Source organism: Vibrio paucivorans, assembly GCF_054053395.1.
In genome coordinates, this window is record NZ_CM133230.1 from 934,591 (window position 1) to 953,154 (window position 18,564).

At 44.9% G+C, this 18,564-nt stretch carries 21 protein-coding genes; 18 read left to right on the forward strand and 3 right to left on the reverse strand.

Features of this window, described 5'->3' with window-relative positions; genetic code table 11:
• The first annotated feature begins 136 nt into the window (after positions 1–136).
• Entirely contained in the window at positions 137–1,087 is a 951-nt protein-coding gene (gene rluC / locus ACXABW_RS04475; RefSeq protein WP_457524219.1) for a 23S rRNA pseudouridine(955/2504/2580) synthase RluC, read from the forward strand.
• Positions 1,088–1,145: 58 nt separating this feature from the next.
• Here the strand turns inward: rluC and ACXABW_RS04480 are convergent, their stop codons facing one another.
• Positions 1,146–1,727: a Maf family protein gene (locus ACXABW_RS04480; RefSeq protein ID WP_457524221.1), complete on the reverse strand. Its 582-nt coding sequence runs from the start codon at positions 1,725–1,727 to the stop codon at positions 1,146–1,148.
• 149 nt (positions 1,728–1,876) lie between these two features.
• Between ACXABW_RS04480 and yceD the strand changes: the two genes are divergently transcribed.
• The 15 genes from yceD to ACXABW_RS04555 all read left to right on the forward strand — a co-directional run bounded on the left by yceD (position 1,877) and on the right by ACXABW_RS04555 (position 14,888).
• The gene (gene yceD / locus ACXABW_RS04485) at positions 1,877–2,401 is read left to right on the forward strand and encodes a 23S rRNA accumulation protein YceD (protein ID WP_252030014.1); all 525 of its coding nucleotides are present in this window, start codon (positions 1,877–1,879) and stop codon (positions 2,399–2,401) included.
• A 44-nt stretch (positions 2,402–2,445) separates the two neighbouring features.
• Positions 2,446–2,616, forward strand: a complete 171-nt coding sequence (gene rpmF, locus ACXABW_RS04490) for a 50S ribosomal protein L32 (RefSeq protein ID WP_004414666.1) — start codon at positions 2,446–2,448, stop codon at positions 2,614–2,616.
• Between the two features lie 9 nt (positions 2,617–2,625).
• A complete protein-coding gene (gene plsX / locus ACXABW_RS04495) occupies positions 2,626–3,651 on the forward strand; it encodes a phosphate acyltransferase PlsX (protein ID WP_457524224.1) in 1,026 nt (341 codons plus the stop codon).
• 5 nt (positions 3,652–3,656) lie between these two features.
• A complete protein-coding gene (locus ACXABW_RS04500; protein WP_265688064.1) occupies positions 3,657–4,607 on the forward strand; it encodes a beta-ketoacyl-ACP synthase III in 951 nt (316 codons plus the stop codon).
• 74 nt (positions 4,608–4,681) lie between these two features.
• On the forward strand, positions 4,682–5,605 hold the full coding sequence (gene fabD / locus ACXABW_RS04505) for an ACP S-malonyltransferase (RefSeq protein WP_457524226.1): 924 nt from the start codon (positions 4,682–4,684) through the stop codon (positions 5,603–5,605).
• A gap of 27 nt (positions 5,606–5,632) precedes the next feature.
• On the forward strand, positions 5,633–6,367 hold the full coding sequence (gene fabG, locus ACXABW_RS04510) for a 3-oxoacyl-ACP reductase FabG (protein ID WP_265688079.1): 735 nt from the start codon (positions 5,633–5,635) through the stop codon (positions 6,365–6,367).
• Between the two features lie 233 nt (positions 6,368–6,600).
• Positions 6,601–6,834 carry an acyl carrier protein gene (acpP, locus tag ACXABW_RS04515; protein ID WP_004406112.1) on the forward strand — a complete coding sequence of 78 codons (234 nt, stop codon included), beginning with the start codon at positions 6,601–6,603 and terminating at the stop codon, positions 6,832–6,834.
• 94 nt (positions 6,835–6,928) lie between these two features.
• Entirely contained in the window at positions 6,929–8,170 is a 1,242-nt protein-coding gene (fabF, locus tag ACXABW_RS04520; RefSeq protein WP_457524228.1) for a beta-ketoacyl-ACP synthase II, read from the forward strand.
• A gap of 110 nt (positions 8,171–8,280) precedes the next feature.
• Positions 8,281–9,084, forward strand: coding sequence for an aminodeoxychorismate lyase (gene pabC / locus ACXABW_RS04525; RefSeq protein WP_457524230.1), 804 nt, complete (start codon positions 8,281–8,283; stop codon positions 9,082–9,084).
• Positions 9,081–10,097, forward strand: a complete 1,017-nt coding sequence (gene mltG, locus ACXABW_RS04530; protein WP_457524231.1) for an endolytic transglycosylase MltG — start codon at positions 9,081–9,083, stop codon at positions 10,095–10,097. Before pabC ends, mltG begins: the two co-directional genes overlap by 4 nt.
• Positions 10,094–10,726, forward strand: a complete 633-nt coding sequence (gene tmk, locus ACXABW_RS04535; protein WP_457524232.1) for a dTMP kinase — start codon at positions 10,094–10,096, stop codon at positions 10,724–10,726. The genes mltG and tmk overlap by 4 nt, the downstream gene beginning before the upstream one ends.
• Positions 10,726–11,691 carry a DNA polymerase III subunit delta' gene (holB, locus tag ACXABW_RS04540; protein ID WP_457524234.1) on the forward strand — a complete coding sequence of 322 codons (966 nt, stop codon included), beginning with the start codon at positions 10,726–10,728 and terminating at the stop codon, positions 11,689–11,691. Before tmk ends, holB begins: the two co-directional genes overlap by 1 nt.
• Positions 11,682–12,449: a TatD family hydrolase gene (locus tag ACXABW_RS04545; protein WP_457524235.1), complete on the forward strand. Its 768-nt coding sequence runs from the start codon at positions 11,682–11,684 to the stop codon at positions 12,447–12,449. The genes holB and ACXABW_RS04545 overlap by 10 nt, the downstream gene beginning before the upstream one ends.
• Positions 12,450–12,895: 446 nt before the next feature.
• On the forward strand, positions 12,896–14,329 hold the full coding sequence (gene ptsG, locus ACXABW_RS04550) for a PTS glucose transporter subunit IIBC (RefSeq protein ID WP_457524236.1): 1,434 nt from the start codon (positions 12,896–12,898) through the stop codon (positions 14,327–14,329).
• 151 nt (positions 14,330–14,480) lie between these two features.
• Positions 14,481–14,888: a hypothetical protein gene (locus ACXABW_RS04555; RefSeq protein ID WP_457524237.1), complete on the forward strand. Its 408-nt coding sequence runs from the start codon at positions 14,481–14,483 to the stop codon at positions 14,886–14,888.
• Between the two features lie 77 nt (positions 14,889–14,965).
• On the opposite strand, the gene ACXABW_RS04560 is transcribed toward ACXABW_RS04555, so the two are convergent.
• A complete protein-coding gene (locus tag ACXABW_RS04560; protein WP_252030034.1) occupies positions 14,966–15,550 on the reverse strand; it encodes an outer membrane protein in 585 nt (194 codons plus the stop codon).
• Positions 15,551–15,686: 136 nt separating this feature from the next.
• On the opposite strand from ACXABW_RS04560, the gene cydH reads away from it, so the two are divergent.
• Positions 15,687–15,776 carry a cytochrome bd-I oxidase subunit CydH gene (gene cydH, locus ACXABW_RS04565; RefSeq protein WP_252030035.1) on the forward strand — a complete coding sequence of 30 codons (90 nt, stop codon included), beginning with the start codon at positions 15,687–15,689 and terminating at the stop codon, positions 15,774–15,776.
• An 11-nt stretch (positions 15,777–15,787) separates the two neighbouring features.
• Positions 15,788–16,918 carry a patatin-like phospholipase family protein gene (locus ACXABW_RS04570; RefSeq protein WP_252030037.1) on the forward strand — a complete coding sequence of 377 codons (1,131 nt, stop codon included), beginning with the start codon at positions 15,788–15,790 and terminating at the stop codon, positions 16,916–16,918.
• 104 nt (positions 16,919–17,022) lie between these two features.
• On the opposite strand, the gene pyk is transcribed toward ACXABW_RS04570, so the two are convergent.
• Positions 17,023–18,468 carry a pyruvate kinase gene (gene pyk, locus ACXABW_RS04575; RefSeq protein ID WP_252030039.1) on the reverse strand — a complete coding sequence of 482 codons (1,446 nt, stop codon included), beginning with the start codon at positions 18,466–18,468 and terminating at the stop codon, positions 17,023–17,025.
• Between the last annotated feature and the right edge of the window lie 96 nt (positions 18,469–18,564).

The window sequence follows — 18,564 nt, forward strand, 5'->3', positions numbered from 1 at the left end:
TGTTCGATAGTCGGCGGTCGTTTTTTATCCACAGCATTTTATCGTGGAGATAAAAATAATTATTTAAATGAGAAAAAGGGAAATATGTTGCGAAGAAAATGTGAATTAGAGCGAGTTTGAGTGATACAATAACGAAATGAGTGAAATAAGAACAAAAGTCCAGTTTGTCGAGATTGATGCCGACATGGCTGGGCAGCGTATTGATAACTTTCTACGCAATCAATTAAAAAACCTACCTAAGAGTATGATTTATCGAATTGTACGCAAGGGAGAGGTGCGCGTTAATAAAAAGCGTATTAAGGCAGAATATAAGCTAAAAGCAGGCGACTTAGTTCGAATTCCTCCAGTGACAATGGAAGAAACGGCGGATGAGCCTGTGGTGAGTACTAAACTGAACAAAGTAGCAGAACTCGAACAGCACATTATTTTTGAAGACGAACACATGCTCATTCTCAATAAGCCATCTGGAACCGCAGTTCATGGCGGCAGTGGTCTTAAGTTTGGTGCAATTGAGGCGTTACGTGCGCTGCGCCCTCAAGCGAGGTTTCTGGAACTGGTTCATCGTATCGACCGAGATACGTCTGGAATTCTTCTTGTGGCCAAAAAGCGTTCAGCGCTACGCCATTTGCAAGCCCAATTTAGAGAAAAAACCGTCAAGAAGTTCTATTTTGCGTTGGTTATGGGTCAATGGAAGTCGAGCTGCAAAGTGGTTAATGCTCCGCTTTTAAAGAATGAAGTGAATAGCATCGTTCGAGTGAATCCGAATGGTAAAGCGTCAGAAACACGTTTTAAGATTCTTGAGAAGTTTGAACAAGCCACATTAATCCAAGCCAGCCCAATTACTGGTCGCACTCATCAAATTCGCGTGCATACTCAATATACGGGTCACCCGATTGCCTGGGATGATCGATATGGAGACAGACGTTTTGACGCCTACACTGGAAAAGTGGGCCTCGATAGACTTTTCTTACATGCGGCTAACATCAAGTTTCAACATCCAGCGAATGATGAGTGGATGGAAATTAATGCACCAATGGAAGCTAGGCTTGAAAAGGCGCTGAGTGGATTACGGAAGATGACGTCTTAGGAATGTCACTAAATTTGCGAAGGGCTGATGCTTAGGACATCGGCCCTTTTTATTTCTCCTAAAGAACATCGAAGCCTTGGGCTTGTAAGATGTCGATAAGTTCGATCAGAGGTAAACCAATAAGCGTATTAGGATCTTTGCCTTCAAGTTTTTCGAATAGAGCGATACCAAGCCCTTCGCTTTTAAAGCTACCGGCACAGAAATAGGGCTCTTCTTTGTCCACATAGTTTTCGATTTGCTTGAGTGTCAAACTTCTAAAGTGGACGGTAAAGGTATCGACGGTCACGTCTACTATATTAGTTTGATTGTTATACACGGCAAGCCCAGTAAAAAACTGAATAGATTGCCCGCTTTGGCGGCTAAGCTGCTCAATGGCTTTGTCGCGAGTATGTGGCTTACCTATGATCTCACCATCAATTACGCAGACCTGGTCGCTCCCAATGATGAGCGCTGGATTATCATTGACGCAAGATCGAGCTTTGCTCTCCGCTAATCGCTTTACAAGCGCTATAGGACTCTCACCAGCCATAGGGCTCTCATCGCAATCTGGCTTCATGCAAGTAAAGGGTACGGCTAACTTTGCCAAGATTTGTTGACGATAGGGAGACGTTGAGGCGAGAATAAGCTGGTAGTTTGTCATAGCACAAGCCGCATGAGTTGGGATTTAAGCGCAGGATAACTCAAGAGATAATTCTGTTCACCCGATATAGAAACTGAAAGGCAAAAAAGTACAACTTTTTTTGCTTTTTCTTTGACTAAATTTGATTTGGAAGATAATATTCGCGCCCTATGCAAAAGGTAAAAATACCGCGAACGGTTGATCCGGCGAAAGCGGCTCAGAAAAGATTAGATTACGATGGCATCATCCAAGTTAGTCTTTTCAAGCGCTTAGAGGAATCAGTCGAAGGCGTAAAACGCGACGCACAAGTCTCAGTGTCATTTGGGCTTGATGAGCAGCGACTCGTTGTTATCTCTGGTAAAGCTAACATCGAAGTCGACTTAGAGTGTCAACGTTGTAATGAGGTTTTCGCACACGAATGCGAAGTCCAATTCACTTATACTCCTTATTATAATGAGAAAAGTGAAGAGGAAGCACCGGAAGAGTACGATTTGGTAGATCTGAACGAGTACGGTGAGTTAGACCTAATACAATTAGTTGAAGACGAGTTCATCTTAAACTTGCCTCAAATTGCAATGCATGACGAAGCGGATTGTAGCGTTAAATCAGACAATTTGGTGTTTGGTGAAATTCCAGAAGAAATTGTGGAAGATAAGCCGAATCCATTCGATGTTTTAAAAAGCTTAAAGAAGTAACTTATTAGTAAGTATCTTTAAGAAATAACATAGGAGTAGGGTCAATGGCCGTACAAAAGAGCAAGAAATCACGTTCAATGCGTGGCATGCGTCGTTCACACGATGCCCTAACTACAGCAGCACTTTCTGTAGACGCAACTTCAGGTGAAACTCACCTGCGCCACAACGTAACTGCTGAAGGTTACTACCGTGGCAAAAAGGTTATCAACAAGTAAGGTTGACCTTTGCAAAATATAACCGTTGCACTTGATGCAATGGGCGGGGATTTCGGTCCTCGCGTCACAGTGCCTGCCGCCGTGCAGGCACTGTCGCATTTCCCAGAGCTAAAAGTGATCCTCGTTGGTGATCGCAACTTGATCACACCTCATTTATCTCAGCTTGGTTATCAAAATGATGCTCGATTGAGTATTGAACACTGTGACCGAGTGATCTCAAATTCAGAAAAACCTTCTCTAGCACTTCGCAATAGCTCAGGTAGTTCGATGGGAACTGCTATTGATCTTGTTGCAAATAATGCTGCAGGTGCATGTGTAAGTGGCGGTAATACCGGTGCTCTCATGGCACTTTCCCGTTTTCGCCTTAAGTTATTACCTGGTATTGAAAGGCCTGCGCTTATTTCTGCACTTCCGACAGCCTCTGGCGGGAAAACATGGATGCTTGATTTAGGCGCGAATGTATCCAGCGACGCGGATTCTTTGTTTCAGTTCGCTGTAATGGGCAGTGCACTGGCAGAGCAGTATTTAGAAAGGCCTGCACGTGTAGCAATTTTGAATATAGGCGCTGAAGAAATAAAAGGTAACGACCTCGTCAAGCGCTGTGCAGAAATGCTATCTCAGACTCAATCAGTGCACTTTTCTGGCTATATTGAAGGTAATCAACTGCTTCATGACTCTGCGGATGTGGTTGTGTGCGATGGCTTTGTAGGAAATATTTGCCTCAAGGCGTGTGAAGGTACAGCGCAGCTATTTATTGATAAGTTAAAATCCCACATGATGAGCTCATCTATAAAGGGCTGGATCGCTAGAAAGTTGTTTTCTGGATTATTTACTGAACTAAAAACCCTGAACCCCGACCAGTATAACGGTGCAAGTTTGCTAGGATTGCGCGGCATTGTCATTAAAAGTCACGGAAGTGCTGATGTACCGGCAGTCGTCAACGCGATTGGAGAAGCGGTACACGAGGTCAAACGACAAGTACCCAGCCGTATAAGCGATCGTTTGGAAGCGGTTTTACTCGAGAGGCATTATTAGTCTTCATGTATAGCAAAATTTTAGGTACTGGCAGCTACCTGCCATCTCAAGTGCGCACGAATGCCGACTTAGAGAAAATGGTAGATACCAGCGATGAGTGGATCGTAGCTCGAACAGGCATTAAAGAGCGTCGAATCTCAGCAGAAAATGAAACTGTTGCGGATATGGCTTTTTATGCAGCTGAAAACGCTATTGAAATGGCGGGCATTGATAAGAACGACATCGATCTCATCATCGTTGCAACGACGAGTAGCAGTCATACATTCCCATCTTCTGCATGTCAGGTTCAAGGTAAGCTAGGCATTAAAGGTTGTCCTGCGTTTGATATCGCGGCAGCGTGTTCTGGTTTTGTATACGGGCTGTCTGTTGCCGACCAGCACATCAAATCTGGCATGTGTAAAAACGTTTTAGTTATTGGCTCAGACGCATTATCTAAGACGTGTGATCCAACTGACCGCTCAACCATCATCCTCTTTGGCGACGGCGCAGGTGCCGTAGTTGTGGGTGCGAGTGAAGAACCTGGCATTTTATCTACACATATCTACTCTGATGGACAATTCGGCGAATTACTTAGCCTAGAAGTTCCTGAGCGTGGTGGTGATGCGGATAAGTGGCTTCACATGGCGGGCAATGAAGTCTTTAAAGTTGCTGTCACTCAGCTTTCTAAGCTAGTGAAGGATACTCTCGCTGCTAACGATATGCACAAATCAGAACTTGATTGGCTAGTACCTCATCAAGCTAACTATCGAATTATTTCGGCGACCGCGAAAAAACTGTCTATGTCTCTTGACCAAGTCGTGGTGACACTAGATAAGCACGGTAATACTTCAGCTGCGACTGTACCAACAGCGTTAGATGAAGCGGTACGTGATGGAAGAATTAAGCGTGGTCAAATGCTACTACTCGAAGCATTTGGTGGCGGTTTTACTTGGGGCTCGGCACTCGTCAAGTTCTAAGCACAACACATAATCAAATTTAAGATGCCGGTAGCGGCATCTTTTCTTTCTTACTTTGTTTTAAGGAAAAGAAAATGAGCAAGTTTGCTATCGTATTTCCAGGCCAAGGTTCTCAAGCTGTAGGTATGCTTGCTGAGCTTGGCGAACAGTATGAAGTAGTTAAAAACACATTTGCTGAAGCGTCTGAAGCTTTGGGCTACGATCTGTGGGCTTTGGTTCAAAATGGCCCAGCGGAAGATCTTAATCAGACTCACCGCACACAGCCTGCATTGCTAGCGTCTTCTGTTGCTATCTGGCGTGTTTGGCAAGAGCAAGGCCTAGAGCAGCCAGCTAACTTAGCTGGTCATAGCTTAGGTGAATACTCAGCGTTAGTTTGTGCTGGCGTTATCGATTTTAAACAAGCTATTAAGCTAGTTGAGTTGCGCGGCCAATTGATGCAAGAAGCGGTACCGGCTGGTACAGGTGCAATGTACGCGATTATCGGCCTTGATGATGAGTCGATTGCAAAAGCATGTGAAGAAGCTGCACAAGGTGAAGTTGTTTCTCCAGTCAACTTTAACTCTCCAGGTCAAGTTGTTATCGCGGGTAGTAAAGCTGCAGTAGAACGTGCGGGTGCACTTTGTAAAGAAGCGGGCGCTAAGCGTGCACTACCTCTTCCTGTCTCTGTACCATCCCACTGCGCATTGATGAAGCCTGCAGCAGATAAGCTTGCGGTAGCGCTTGAGGACATCGAGTTTAACGCACCTCAACTTCCTGTGATCAATAACGTTGATGTTGTTGCAGAAACTGATCCAGCGAAAATTAAGAATGCTCTTGTTCGTCAGCTATACAGCCCAGTTCGTTGGACGGAAAGCGTTCAGCTAATGAGCGAGCAAGGTGTAGAGAAATTGCTAGAGCTTGGTCCAGGCAAAGTACTTACTGGCCTGACGAAGCGAATTGTTAAGACACTAAGTGGCGCAGCAGTCAATGATACTGCTTCTCTAGACGCTGCTAAGTAATTACCAAACAAAGGAATAACGAACATGATGAACCTAGAAGGCAAAGTTGCTCTAGTTACTGGTGCGAGCCGTGGTATTGGCCGTGCAATTGCCGAGCTGCTTGTTGAACGTGGTGCAACAGTTATTGGTACTGCAACTTCTGAAGGCGGCGCGGCTGCTATCAGCGAGTACCTTGGTGACAATGGTAAAGGTTTAGCACTCAATGTAACTAACGTTGAGTCTATCGAAGCAACGCTAAAAACGATCAACGATGAGTTTGGTGCCATTGATATCCTAGTGAACAATGCTGGTATCACTCGTGATAACCTGCTTATGCGTATGAAAGACTCAGAGTGGGATGACATCATCGACACTAACTTGACGCCAATTTTCCGCATGTCAAAAGCGGTACTGCGTGGCATGATGAAAAAGCGTGCTGGTCGTATCATCAACGTTGGTTCGGTCGTTGGTACTATGGGTAACGCTGGTCAAGCTAACTACGCTGCAGCAAAAGCAGGGGTTATCGGCTTCACTAAATCAATGGCACGTGAAGTAGCGTCACGTGGTGTAACAGTGAACACTGTTGCTCCAGGTTTCATTGAAACTGATATGACTAAGGCGCTAAATGACGAGCAACGTGCAGCAACGTTATCGAACGTTCCAGCTGGCCGTCTTGGTGATCCGAAAGAAATCGCATCTGCAGTTGTGTTCTTAGCTTCTCCTGAAGCGGCATACATTACAGGTGAAACTTTGCATGTTAATGGCGGCATGTATATGGTTTAATGCAAATGTTTGCACTAAAGTGCTCGATTGTTTGTAATTTAGAGCACTTTTAGTGATAAACTTTGCACTAACATGCGCAAGATTTGTGCATGATTTAAGTCAAAAATGTACTGAATTTCGGTTAAATTCGCGAAAATTGTGGTTTGACCAGCAAGGACCCCCTTGCAACTTTCAATAGTTCTAATAAACTACGGAATCATCGCATTAGGCGAAATCTGTAAAGGAAAAGAAAAATGAGCAACATCGAAGAACGCGTAAAGAAAATCATTGTTGAACAGCTAGGTGTAGACGAAGCAGAAGTTAAAAATGAAGCTTCTTTCGTTGACGATCTAGGTGCTGATTCTCTAGATACAGTTGAGCTAGTTATGGCTCTAGAAGAAGAATTCGACACTGAGATTCCAGATGAAGAAGCTGAGAAGATCACTACTGTTCAAGCTGCAATCGACTACGTAAACAGCGCTCAGTAATATCTCTCTCCCAGGCGGCCTTCTGGCCGCCTGTGTTTTTTATTGTCTTCTTTTTATCCCTCATTAAATCATTTCAATTCCGGAGAATAAGATCGTGTCCAAGCGTCGTGTAGTTGTCACTGGCATGGGTATGTTGTCACCGGTAGGCAACACTGTAGAATCTTCTTGGAAAGCCCTGCTAGCTGGTCAAAGTGGCATCGTTAATATCGAGCATTTTGATACAACCAATTTCTCAACTCGTTTTGCAGGTTTAGTTAAAGACTTTAACTGCGAAGAGTATATGTCTAAAAAAGATGCACGTAAGATGGATTTGTTTATCCAATACGGCATCGCTGCTGGTGTTCAAGCACTGGATGATTCAGGCCTAACCGTAACTGAAGAAAACGCTGCACGTGTTGGTGTTGCGATCGGTTCTGGTATCGGTGGTCTAGGTCTAATTGAAACAGGTCATCAAGCACTTGTTGAAAAAGGCCCACGTAAGATCAGCCCATTCTTTGTACCGTCTACAATCGTGAATATGATTGCAGGTCACATGTCTATTCTACGTGGCTTACGTGGTCCAAATATCGCTATTTCTACAGCTTGTACTACAGGTCTTCACAATATTGGCCATGCAGCACGTATGATCGCATACGGTGATGCGGATGCAATGGTAGCTGGTGGTGCTGAAAAAGCGTCAACCCCGCTAGGCATGGGTGGCTTTGGTGCTGCGAAAGCGCTATCGACTCGTAACGAAGAACCGCAAAAAGCTTCTCGTCCATGGGATAAAGGCCGTGATGGTTTCGTTCTTGGTGATGGTGCAGGCATGATGGTTCTTGAAGAGTATGAACATGCGAAAGCTCGTGGTGCGAAAATTTACTGTGAGCTGGTTGGCTTCGGTATGTCCGGCGATGCTTATCACATGACCTCTCCAAGTGAAGACGGTTCTGGCGGTGCGCTAGCAATGGAAGCAGCGATGCGTGATGCAGGTATCTCTGGCGAACAGGTTGGTTACGTGAATGCTCACGGTACTTCAACTCCTGCAGGTGATGTGGCTGAAGTCAAAGGCATTAAACGTGCTCTTGGTGAAGCTGGCTCAAAGCAAGTTCTAGTATCTTCGACTAAGTCGATGACGGGTCACCTATTAGGTGCTGCAGGTTCTGTTGAAGCGATTATCACTGCGATGTCTCTTGTTGACCAAGTTGTTCCACCAACGATCAACCTAGACGATCCAGAAGAAGGCTTAGATATCGATCTTGTACCGCACACTAAGCGTGAAGTATCGATGGAATACGCAGCATGTAACTCATTTGGCTTTGGTGGTACTAACGGTTGTTTGATCTTTAAGAAGATCTAAACAAACGACACCAAACGTTAATTTGACTTGTTTTGAAACGGCTTGATGCTTAGCATTGAGCCGTTTCTTTTTGTATCTGCCCGCTTATTATTTCGTGTTAGGGAGTTCTAATGTTCTGGTTAAATGGTATTGAGTCTGAACACATTTCACCGACAGACCGATCATTTCAATATGGTGATGGGTGTTTTACTACCATGCTTGTCAAAGAGCGAGTTATAGAACATTGGCCATTACACCTACGCCGAATGAAAAAGGCGCTGGCGGTATTAGACATACAAGAACCTGACTGGGAGCAAGTACAACAGTGGTTGGCGATGGCTATGCGACCAGAAAGCACTTCTGGACTTAAGCTGCATATTTCCAGAGGAGAAGGAGGCAGAGGCTATAGCCCCGCGCAAGTTTCGTCACCAAATGTTACTATAAGCGACTTTGCATTCCCGAGTAATTATGAACAATTAGCTCGAGATGGTTTGGCTCTAGGAGTGTGCAATCAGAGGCTAGGTATTAATCCTATGCTCGCTGGTCTTAAGCACAACAACCGCTTAGAGCAAGTTTTACTAAAGGCTGAGTCTGAGCAATTAGGATATACAGATTCTGTGGTACTTGATGTCACTGGCAATGTCATCGAAACGACGATGGCGAATCTGTTTTGGAGTGATGGTAGTACATTATTCACCCCGAGCCTATTGAACTCTGGAGTCGCAGGGGTTATGCGACAAGTAGTGATTGACCAAGCAAAGGCGGTGGGTTTAGTTGTCGCTGATGAGGACTACGACCTAGATACCTTACTCAGTGCGAAAGAGGTGTTTGTGACTAACTCGATCCTTGGCATTGCCCCTGTAGTACAAGTAGCCGACCATCATTATTCAATTGGAACCTTAACACGACGACTTCAGGAGAACCTCGGCTCGTGATAAAAAAAATAGCAACGTTATTTATTGTTTTGGCTATGGTCGCGATTGGCGGCTTTTTCTATGTGACAAACCAAATTAACAGTTATCTTGACCAACCTGTAAAGATAACTGAACCAGAGATCATCACTATTTCTTCGGGCACTAGTTTGAATGGAGTTCTCAACCAGCTTGCTCAAAATGAATGGATTGAGACTAGTGAATATTCGCGATTATTGCGCCGCGTTCACCCTGAGCTGGTACACATCAAAGCCGGTACTTTTCAAATAGAGCCTCAACAAACGCTTGAGCAAGCACTATTATTCTTGAATGAGGGTCGCGAACACCAATTTGCGATTACCTTTGTTGAAGGTAGCCGTTTTAGTGAGTGGATCGAAGCGTTATCTCAAGCACCATACTTAGAGCATGAGTTGAAAGGCTTGTCTGAAGAACAAGTTGCTGTTGAACTAGGTATCGAGCAAAGCAAGCTTGAAGGTCTATTTCTCGCAGAAACTTACCACTACACAGTGGGTACATCGGATGCCGATATTTTGAAGCGAGCGCATCAAAAGTTAAACGATGTGCTAGACAGTAAGTGGCAGGAAAAACAGGCTAATCTGCCGCTTAAAACGCCTTATGAAGCATTGATTCTTGCGTCCATCATTGAAAAAGAAACCGCTGTTGAATCCGAACGAGAGCGCGTGGCTTCGGTATTCGTAAACCGTTTAAACAAGCGCATGCGTTTACAAACCGATCCGACGGTTATCTATGGTATGGGCGATAATTATGACGGCAATATTCGAAAGAAAGACTTACGTACTCCAACGCCATACAATACATATGTGATCAATGGCTTACCGCCAACACCAATCGCAATGCCAGGTAGGGCTTCGATAGAAGCGGCTTTAAACCCTGAAGACAGTAACTACCTATACTTTGTTGCCAGCGGCAAAGGTGGGCATGTGTTCTCTAAAAACTTAGCCGATCATAACCGTGCGGTACGGGCTTATCTAAAACAATTAAGAAGTAACAAATGAACTCAGCAAAATTTATCGTCGTCGAAGGACTAGAAGGTGCCGGCAAAAGCACAGCTATCAATGCTATTTTGGAAACTTTGCAGCAAGCGGGCGTTGCTTCTATCCGTAATACCCGGGAGCCAGGCGGTACAGTGTTGGCCGAGAAGATGCGTGCTTTGGTAAAAGAAGAGCACGAAGGTGAGAAACTGCAAGATATGACCGAGCTGCTACTGATGTATGCTGCGCGTGTCCAACTGGTTGAAAATGTAATTAAACCAGCGCTAGCGTCCGGAACTTGGGTCGTTGGTGACAGACACGATATGTCTTCTCAAGCTTACCAAGGTGGTGGCCGCCAGATCTCTTCTAATACTATGAAAGCGTTAAGAGACACGACTTTGGGCGAGTTCAAGCCGGACTTGACTCTTTACCTTGATCTTGACCCTCGCGTTGGCCTAGAACGTGCGAGGGGAAGGGGAGAGCTCGACCGCATTGAAAAAATGGACATCAGTTTCTTTGACCGCACTCGAGAGCGCTACCTAGAGTTGGCCGAGCAAGACGACTCTGTAGTAGTAATTAACGCAGAGCAAGCGATTCCTCAGGTTGCGGGTGACATCTCTAAAGCATTAACAAACTGGTTAGAAAGCCAATAATGCAGCCGTTGTATCCTTGGTTGTCACCAGTTTGGCAACAGTGGAAAGATAACTTAGACCAGAAGCGTTTTTCGAATGCCACCTTAGTGTGCGCACCAAACGGTTTAGGGGTAGGTGAACTTGTTGGCAAAGTATGCTCAGCACTCATGTGCCAGAACTATGAGTCTGAGCCTTGTGGTTTTTGCCATAGCTGTGAGCTGATGAATTCGGGAAGTCATCCCGATTTCCATAAGGTCTCCCCAGAAAAAGAAGGCAAAGCGATTACTGTTGATCAGATACGTACTTGTAATCGTATGGCGCAAGAATCATCTCAGCTTGGTGGCTTTCGTGTGATTGTCATAGAACCGGCTCAAGCGATGAACGAGTCTGCGGCCAATGCTTTGCTAAAAACGCTCGAAACGCCTTCGTCTAACTGTATCTTCATTCTTGTGGCACCTAGAGCCAGTATGTTACTACCAACAATTGTTAGTCGCTGCCAGCAGTGGGTAGTCGCTACTCCTACCTCGGAAAGTGTTTCGGCTTGGCTCTCTGAGCACACAAGCAAAGCGGTTCCAGCATATGCAGCCCATATCCATGGTAATGCGCCGCTAACAGCGCTTTCATTTATTGAAGATAAGGGCGATGAACTATACAGCAAAGTAGAGTCACAGCTACTTAGTGTTGCACGCAACGACTGGACGCAGCGTATCGAGTTAAGTCAGTTGCTTGCCTCTCAAGACGATGAATGTTTATCTTGGGTTTGGTACCTGCTGGTCGATGCACAAAAATATCATTTTGGTTTAAATGAAGCGTGCTTTACTCCTGGCGCACAAGCGCTGAGCGAATTGCTAAGCTACGATATACTGTACAAGCAAGCGAACTCATTAAGAGCGCTACAAGAGCAGTTACGCACGCATTCTGGGCTTAACCGTGAATTATTACTGATGAACTGGCTCATTGAGCTAAGTGGAGAAACATGTTCATAGATTCTCATTGTCATTTAGACAAACTGGATTACGAGCAACTGCACAATGGCATCGACGATGTTATTGAGAAAGCACGCCAAGCGAACGTTAACGAGCTGCTGTCTGTTGGGGTTACGCTAGATTCATTTCCCAATATGTTGGAAATGATCAAACCTTACGATAATGTGCACGCCTCGTGTGGTGTTCACCCTCTTGATGTAGAAAGCGACTTTGCCCTTGATGTGCTGCATGAATACGCTAAGCACCCTAAGGTAGTTGCCATTGGTGAAACAGGCCTTGATTACCATTATCAGCCTGAGACAGCCCAATTACAGCAACTCCGTTTTGAGCAACAAACTGAGCTTGCGGTGGAGCTCAATAAACCACTTATCATACATACTCGTAATGCACGTGAGGATACTCTTAGCATACTTCGTAACGGAGATGCGCAGCGGTGTGGTGGCGTGATTCATTGTTTCACTGAAGATTTACCTTTTGCTGAAGCTGCAATGGAACTCGGGTTCTATATTTCTATTTCTGGAATTGTGACGTTTAAGCAAGCTACAGAACTTAAAGAAGTCGTGAAAGCTTTGCCATTGGAGCGCCTTCTAATTGAGACGGATTCACCTTACTTAGCGCCAATTCCACATCGTGGAAAACAGAATCAACCAGCCTATGTTGTAGAGGTTGCCGCTTACGTTGCTCAGTTGAAAGGCGTTTCTTTGAGTGAGGTTGGCCAAAAAACCAGCAAAAACTTCCAAAATCTTTTTTTGCGATAGAAAATCTAATTTGAATAAAAAGGGAGCATAAGCTCCCTTTTTTTTGTGCCGTATATCACTTAATGGGTAAGTTTTTTTCTTGTTTACGAAATATGTTGAAGATGAGAGCTGAAATAGTTTGAATGTAATTTTGTTACATGAAATAACAATTGTCTTTATTTTATTTACCCATCAAAATTAATCGGAAATGTCATTATTTATAATAAAAACAATAAGATGTGTATTGTGTAAAGCATTGCAGAACGAAGATTTGATTGTGATCTGTATATTACTTTGAAACTAAATTTCGTAACTGGCTAGAAAGTTTGAGGGGCATCAAGATATATTTAGAGCCGGAAAATATAATGCAACACATGGTTACATTTTCACTGGGTGCTAACATTTAGGCTACGGGGGTGTGCCGTTAGAACCCAAGAAATACTAATAACTTTATCAGGAGCATAAACATGTTTAAGAACCTTTTTGCTAACCTGCAAAAAGTCGGTAAGTCTTTGATGCTACCAGTATCAGTTCTTCCGGTTGCGGGTATCCTACTGGGTGTAGGTGCGGCCGATCTAAGCTTTATCCCAGACATCGTTTCTAACTTAATGGAACAAGCTGGTGGTTCAGTCTTCGGTCAAATGGCACTACTATTTGCAGTTGGTGTGGCACTTGGCTTTACAAATAACGACGGTGTAGCAGGTCTTGCTGCGATCGTTGGTTACGGCATCATGACGGCAACACTAGGCGTAATGGCTGGTGTGATGGGTGTTGATAAGATCGATACTGGCGTACTAGGTGGTATCCTAGTCGGTGGTGTTGCTGCTTGGGCATTCAACCGCTTCTTCAAGATTCAGCTTCCAGAGTACCTTGGCTTCTTCGCTGGTAAGCGTGCTGTGCCTATCATTACTGGTTTCGTTGCAATCGCTCTAGCAATCGTACTTTCTGTTGTATGGCCACCAATTGGCGGTGCTATCGCGTCTTTCTCTGATTGGGCTGCACACCAAAACCCACAACTTGCATTCGGTATCTACGGTATCGTTGAACGTTCTCTAATTCCATTCGGTCTACACCACGTATGGAACGTACCATTCTTCTTCGAAGCGGGTACTTGTGTGAACGCTGCTGGTGAAACTCAAAATGGCGTACTAACTTGTTACCTAGTTGCTGACGAAGCATCTCGTGCTGCAGGTAATGGCTTCGGTCAGCTAGCAGGCGGCTACATGTTCAAGATGTTCGGTCTACCAGCTGCTGCTATTGCTATCGCTCACTCTGCTAAGCCAGAAAACCGTGCGAAAGTAATGGGTATCATGGCATCTGCTGCACTGACTTCATTCCTAACTGGTATCACTGAGCCAATCGAATTCTCATTCCTATTCGTTGCTCCTGTACTTTACGGTATTCACGCTCTACTAGCGGGTTCTGCATACGTTGTTGCTAACACTCTAGGCTTTGTACACGGTACTTCTTTCTCACACGGTCTAATCGACTTCCTAGTTCTATCTGGTAACGCACAGAAGATGGGTCTAATGGTTGTTGTTGGTCTAGTTTACGCAGCGATTTACTACGCGGTATTCCGCACAGTAATTAAAGCGCTAGATCTTAAGACTCCAGGTCGTGAAGACGAATCTGACGATGCTGCAAACACAGTGGCTGGTTCAGAAATGGCTGGTGAACTTGTTGCTGCGTTCGGCGGTAAAGCAAACATCACTGGTCTAGATGCGTGTATCACACGTCTACGTGTTTCTGTTGCTGATACTGAAGTTGTTGACCAAGACAAACTAAAACAACTTGGCGCTGCTGGCGTAGTAGTTGTTGCTGGTGGTGTTCAAGCCATCTTCGGTACTAAGTCTGATAACTTAAAAACAGATATGGACGAGTGGATCCGTAACAACGGTTAATCCAAACGTTCCGTGAAAAGGAGGCTTCGGCCTCCTTTTTTATTGTTTGTTACAAATGTCAGTAAGCATTTAATGCTAACTGACGAGTGTCTGACATATAGGGGTAATCTAACGGCTATAAAATGAGCAGAGATTTGATGTGGACGAGATCATGAAAAAATTTGTTTATTGTTGTGCGGCGTTAGCCTGTTTTTCTGCCTACGCGAATGAGTCGTCTGAGACAGACCTTGCTGTTGGTATGGCAGTCGATCAACAGCTGAGTGTTGTTATCGAGATTAACGATCAGTATCGAGCGATAATCGGTAATGAAGGAGCAGCATTCGACTACATTTTTGCCAACGGCTCTTTTGATGACTCCAATAATCCATTAACTTGGTATGTAGGAGCGGGCGCATGGGGTGAGTGGGATCATGACTTTGGTATGCGTGTGCCACTTGGCTTAAATGTTGATTTGAGCAAGGGGTGGGATTTGTATGGTCAAATTCATCCAGAACTGAACTTATACAAAGGTCCTGAGCTTCAAATTGGTGCGGCTCTTGGTATTAAGTACAGCTTTTAGTGTTATGTGAATCTAAAAAAACAAAAGGGTAAGCAAGTGCTTACCCTTTTGTTTTCAGCGTCTAAGAACAACCGTCCCTAAAAACTTATCACTAGGCCGATATTGGCAGAAAATTGGTTCATCCAATCGGTTTTAAATCGTATGGTACAGGCCTCAGAAGAGGGGAGGTTACACACACTGGTTGTCTCGTTGTCAACTACGGTTCCTAACCAACGTAATTGCCCATTAATTGCCATATTGTCACTCAGGTTATACTCCATTCCACCAAACAAGCTGGCTGAAAATCCGTATTTGTCGTCAGCCCAGTCCACATCGGTATAGGAGCCTCCTAAACCGACTCCGACGTAAGTAGAAAAGTTTTTCTCCACAGGGTAGTAAATGCTACTTTGCAAGTGGAGGTAATGGATCGCACTGTCTTCGTTGACTTGATCGATACTGCTGTTTTGAGTGGCGTAGTAAAGGCCGATACGACCCTGTTCAAGTGTGGCTTCGACCGCTAAGGCAAAGCTTTCAGATGCTTTTAAGTCGTACTCGTTATCATCCTGATCGACAACTTCTCCGCCTAAGGTATACCCAACCCAAGGGGTGATATAAATATCAGCCTGTGTGCTCTGGCTGATGATCGCTGACGTGAATAGCAAAGAGGCGATGATCGGCTTCATGTGAGATCCTTGTTCCAATTGAACACTATATAAGACTTATTGTGATGGTAACTCCATAATTGTGCACGAAAAAACGCCATTTATTGAACATGTTTCACAGTGCTGTTATTACTTTGTTACATACTTGGAGGTGTTTATGGAATCAGAGCTAAAGTTTGCTTTAATCATTACTGCATCTATCTTTGCGGTTCTTATTAGTTACGGACTGGTTGCTATTACACATTAGCCATGGGTGATATGTTCAATTATGGCTGTGTAACTAACCTTTCGACGCAGGTCAATTTTGACCAGCTAGCGAAGTACACTGGCGGTAAGCACGCTTTGGTTGCTCAAGGTGGTGGCCAGCGCGGAATTTTTACTTCCGGTGTGCTCGATTCATTTCTTTTATCTAACTTTGACCCTTTCCATGAGTTTTATGGCACGTCCGCTGGTGCGCTAAATCTGTGTGCCTTTCTTTGTCGACAGCACGGACTAGGCCGTACTTTCGTCACAGAGCTCACGACAGACCCTGAATTCTTCCATTTATTCCACTACATCCGTCGCAAGCGATATTTAGGCTTAGAATGGGCATTGGATCGGATTTGTGAGTACCCATACAAACTCGATGTTGATATGGGCCGCTCAGTATTAGGGAAGCGTAAAGCGTATGCCGCAGTGACGGATTCGATTACGCTTCACGACCATTACCTACCAATGCTCGGTGATGATTGGTACAAGGTTATGCTTGCGACATGCGCAATCCCACGACTCTATCCAAATGAAGTGACTTTTAATACCCAATCTTTTGTTGATGGTGGTGTTTCAGCATCGATTCCGGTTCAAGAGGCGTGGCGCAAAGAGGCGCGTTTTATTGCTGTGATTCGCACAGAAGGGAGTGATTTAGACACTTCCGATATTGTTCCATCGATTGAGCGTAATGAAGTTGAATGGTTTAGAGAATCCTTTAACTCTATTCAAGAGCAGTGGCAGCAAAAACTTGAGCAGTGGAAGTCGGACTGGAACGGCTTTTTTCAGCAGCAGATTGCTAAGTCCAAGCTGCAAAAGCTTGAACACTCCCATTTAGAATCCATGAATGGTGGACGCTGGTTGTTCGGTGCCGATGACATTTACCGCTTAAGTCACCTCATCGGTGACAAGTTTGACTCTGGTTTGGCTGATATGCTGATGGTCCATTATCAAACTTACTCGCTAACTCAAGACTTTTTGAATAACCCTCCGGATGATTGCTTTATTGTTCAGATCAAACCTGATAGCCCATTAAAGTCTACCTCTCTAATGAGCAACAAAGAAGACTTGCTACATGACTATGATTTGGGAGTGCAAGCGGGGTTAAGGTTCATAGAAACCTATTCAACGATTAAAAGTTAGCGTTGAAGTTTGCGGTATTCATAAAAATGGTAATTGGTAGAACAACAAAAGGCTCGCTATAGCGAGCCTTTTCCGTTTCTTTTACTCTCAAAGAACAATGAGCTTTAGGTGACAGGCAGGATTCTCATGCAGTTAGTGGAGCCTGCTACGTCCATAATATCGCCCTGAGTGATGATCAATATATCGCCAAACTCAACCAATTTTCTCTCTTTCAACGACTTCAATGCTTCTACAGCGACATCAAATCCAGAACCTACGTCTGTGTCGAAATAGAGTGGTGTCACACCGCGATATAAGCTGCATCGGTTCAGGGTGCTTTCATTGCGAGATAGCGCAAAGAGAGGTAACCCCGAACTTAAGCGAGACATCATCAAAGCGGTGCGACCGGACTCTGTGAGCGCAACCATGCCTTTGATGCCTTCCATATGGTTAGCAGAGTATATGGTTGCCATAGAAACAGTTTCTTCAGCCGTCGCAAAAGTACGGTCGATACGATAACTGGAAGCGCTTTCCAATGCTTTCTTCTCGGCACCAACACATACTTCAGCCATCGACTTAACCGTTTCGACAGGATAAGCGCCTGCAGCGGTTTCACCTGACAGCATGACGGCATCTGTACCATCTAGTACAGCATTGGCCACATCCATGACCTCTGCACGTGTTGGCATTGGTGCGGTGATCATCGATTCCATCATTTGTGTAGCCGTAATAACCGTGCGGTTAAGCGCTCTGGCACGCTGAATAAGCTGTTTTTGTACCCCAACAAGTTCTGGGTCGCCAATCTCGACACCAAGGTCCCCACGCGCCACCATGACGGTATCTGACGCCATGATGATGTCATCGATGTTTTCTTCTGTTGCGACCGTTTCAGCCCGCTCAACTTTCGCGACCAAGTTGGCCTCTAGCCCTGCATCTCTGGCCAGCCTTCTCGCGTATTTCATATCCTCACCGTTACGTGGGAAGGACACAGCTAAATAATCCACTTTGAGTTCAGCTGCTAGTTGGATATCGCGCTTGTCTTTTTCTGTAAGAGCATCAGCTGATAAGCCGCCGCCTTTTTTGTTGATGCCTTTGTTGTTGGAAAGTGGGCCACCAATAGTGACTGTGGTGTGAACTTTATTGCCATCGACTGCGACGACTTTAAGCTGAACACGACCATCGTCGAGCAGTAAGATATCATTTGGAGACACGTCGTTAGGTAGCTCTTTGTAGTCGAGTCCTACGGCCTCTTGATCACCTTCACCCGGGCTAAGGTCACTGTCTAGGGTAAACTTGTCGCCTGGTGTGAGTTGGATTTTTCCATCTTTAAAGGTTGAAACCCGAATCTTAGGACCCTGCAAATCACCAAGAATCGCGACATGAGTTCTGTATTTGGCGGCAATGGCTCGAACTTTGGCAGTTCGCTGACGGTGGTCGTCTGCCGTGCCGTGTGAAAAGTTCATTCTGACTACGTTAACACCCGCTTTAATGATGGCTTCAAGATTGTCACCTTTATCAGTAGAAGGGCCTAATGTGGCGACTATTTTTGTTCTGCGTTGGGTAGAGGTCATTCTTCACTCCTGTGTCGGACCTAGATTCATTTAGTATATACACAAGATCCAAGGTTCTGCCGGATTGGGAGTCACGTAACTGGCTTTACTTCAAGG

What these genes read in the sequence shown, in the direction of transcription:
- rluC (WP_457524219.1), top strand. Translation starts at nt 137, where the DNA reads ATGAGTGAAATAAGAACAAAAGTCCAGTTTGTCGAGATTGATGCCGAC.
- rpmF (WP_004414666.1), top strand. Translation starts at nt 2,446, where the DNA reads ATGGCCGTACAAAAGAGCAAGAAATCACGTTCAATGCGTGGCATGCGT.
- fabD (WP_457524226.1), top strand. Translation starts at nt 4,682, where the DNA reads ATGAGCAAGTTTGCTATCGTATTTCCAGGCCAAGGTTCTCAAGCTGTA.
- ACXABW_RS04570 (WP_252030037.1), top strand. Translation starts at nt 15,788, where the DNA reads ATGTTCAATTATGGCTGTGTAACTAACCTTTCGACGCAGGTCAATTTT.
- ACXABW_RS04480 (WP_457524221.1), bottom strand. Translation starts at nt 1,727, where the DNA reads ATGACAAACTACCAGCTTATTCTCGCCTCAACGTCTCCCTATCGTCAA.
- yceD (WP_252030014.1), top strand. Translation starts at nt 1,877, where the DNA reads ATGCAAAAGGTAAAAATACCGCGAACGGTTGATCCGGCGAAAGCGGCT.
- ACXABW_RS04560 (WP_252030034.1), bottom strand. Translation starts at nt 15,550, where the DNA reads ATGAAGCCGATCATCGCCTCTTTGCTATTCACGTCAGCGATCATCAGC.
- fabG (WP_265688079.1), top strand. Translation starts at nt 5,633, where the DNA reads ATGAACCTAGAAGGCAAAGTTGCTCTAGTTACTGGTGCGAGCCGTGGT.
- pyk (WP_252030039.1), bottom strand. Translation starts at nt 18,468, where the DNA reads ATGACCTCTACCCAACGCAGAACAAAAATAGTCGCCACATTAGGCCCT.
- tmk (WP_457524232.1), top strand. Translation starts at nt 10,094, where the DNA reads ATGAACTCAGCAAAATTTATCGTCGTCGAAGGACTAGAAGGTGCCGGC.
- ACXABW_RS04545 (WP_457524235.1), top strand. Translation starts at nt 11,682, where the DNA reads ATGTTCATAGATTCTCATTGTCATTTAGACAAACTGGATTACGAGCAA.
- ACXABW_RS04500 (WP_265688064.1), top strand. Translation starts at nt 3,657, where the DNA reads ATGTATAGCAAAATTTTAGGTACTGGCAGCTACCTGCCATCTCAAGTG.
- cydH (WP_252030035.1), top strand. Translation starts at nt 15,687, where the DNA reads ATGGAATCAGAGCTAAAGTTTGCTTTAATCATTACTGCATCTATCTTT.
- ACXABW_RS04555 (WP_457524237.1), top strand. Translation starts at nt 14,481, where the DNA reads ATGAAAAAATTTGTTTATTGTTGTGCGGCGTTAGCCTGTTTTTCTGCC.
- ptsG (WP_457524236.1), top strand. Translation starts at nt 12,896, where the DNA reads ATGTTTAAGAACCTTTTTGCTAACCTGCAAAAAGTCGGTAAGTCTTTG.
- pabC (WP_457524230.1), top strand. Translation starts at nt 8,281, where the DNA reads ATGTTCTGGTTAAATGGTATTGAGTCTGAACACATTTCACCGACAGAC.
- holB (WP_457524234.1), top strand. Translation starts at nt 10,726, where the DNA reads ATGCAGCCGTTGTATCCTTGGTTGTCACCAGTTTGGCAACAGTGGAAA.
- acpP (WP_004406112.1), top strand. Translation starts at nt 6,601, where the DNA reads ATGAGCAACATCGAAGAACGCGTAAAGAAAATCATTGTTGAACAGCTA.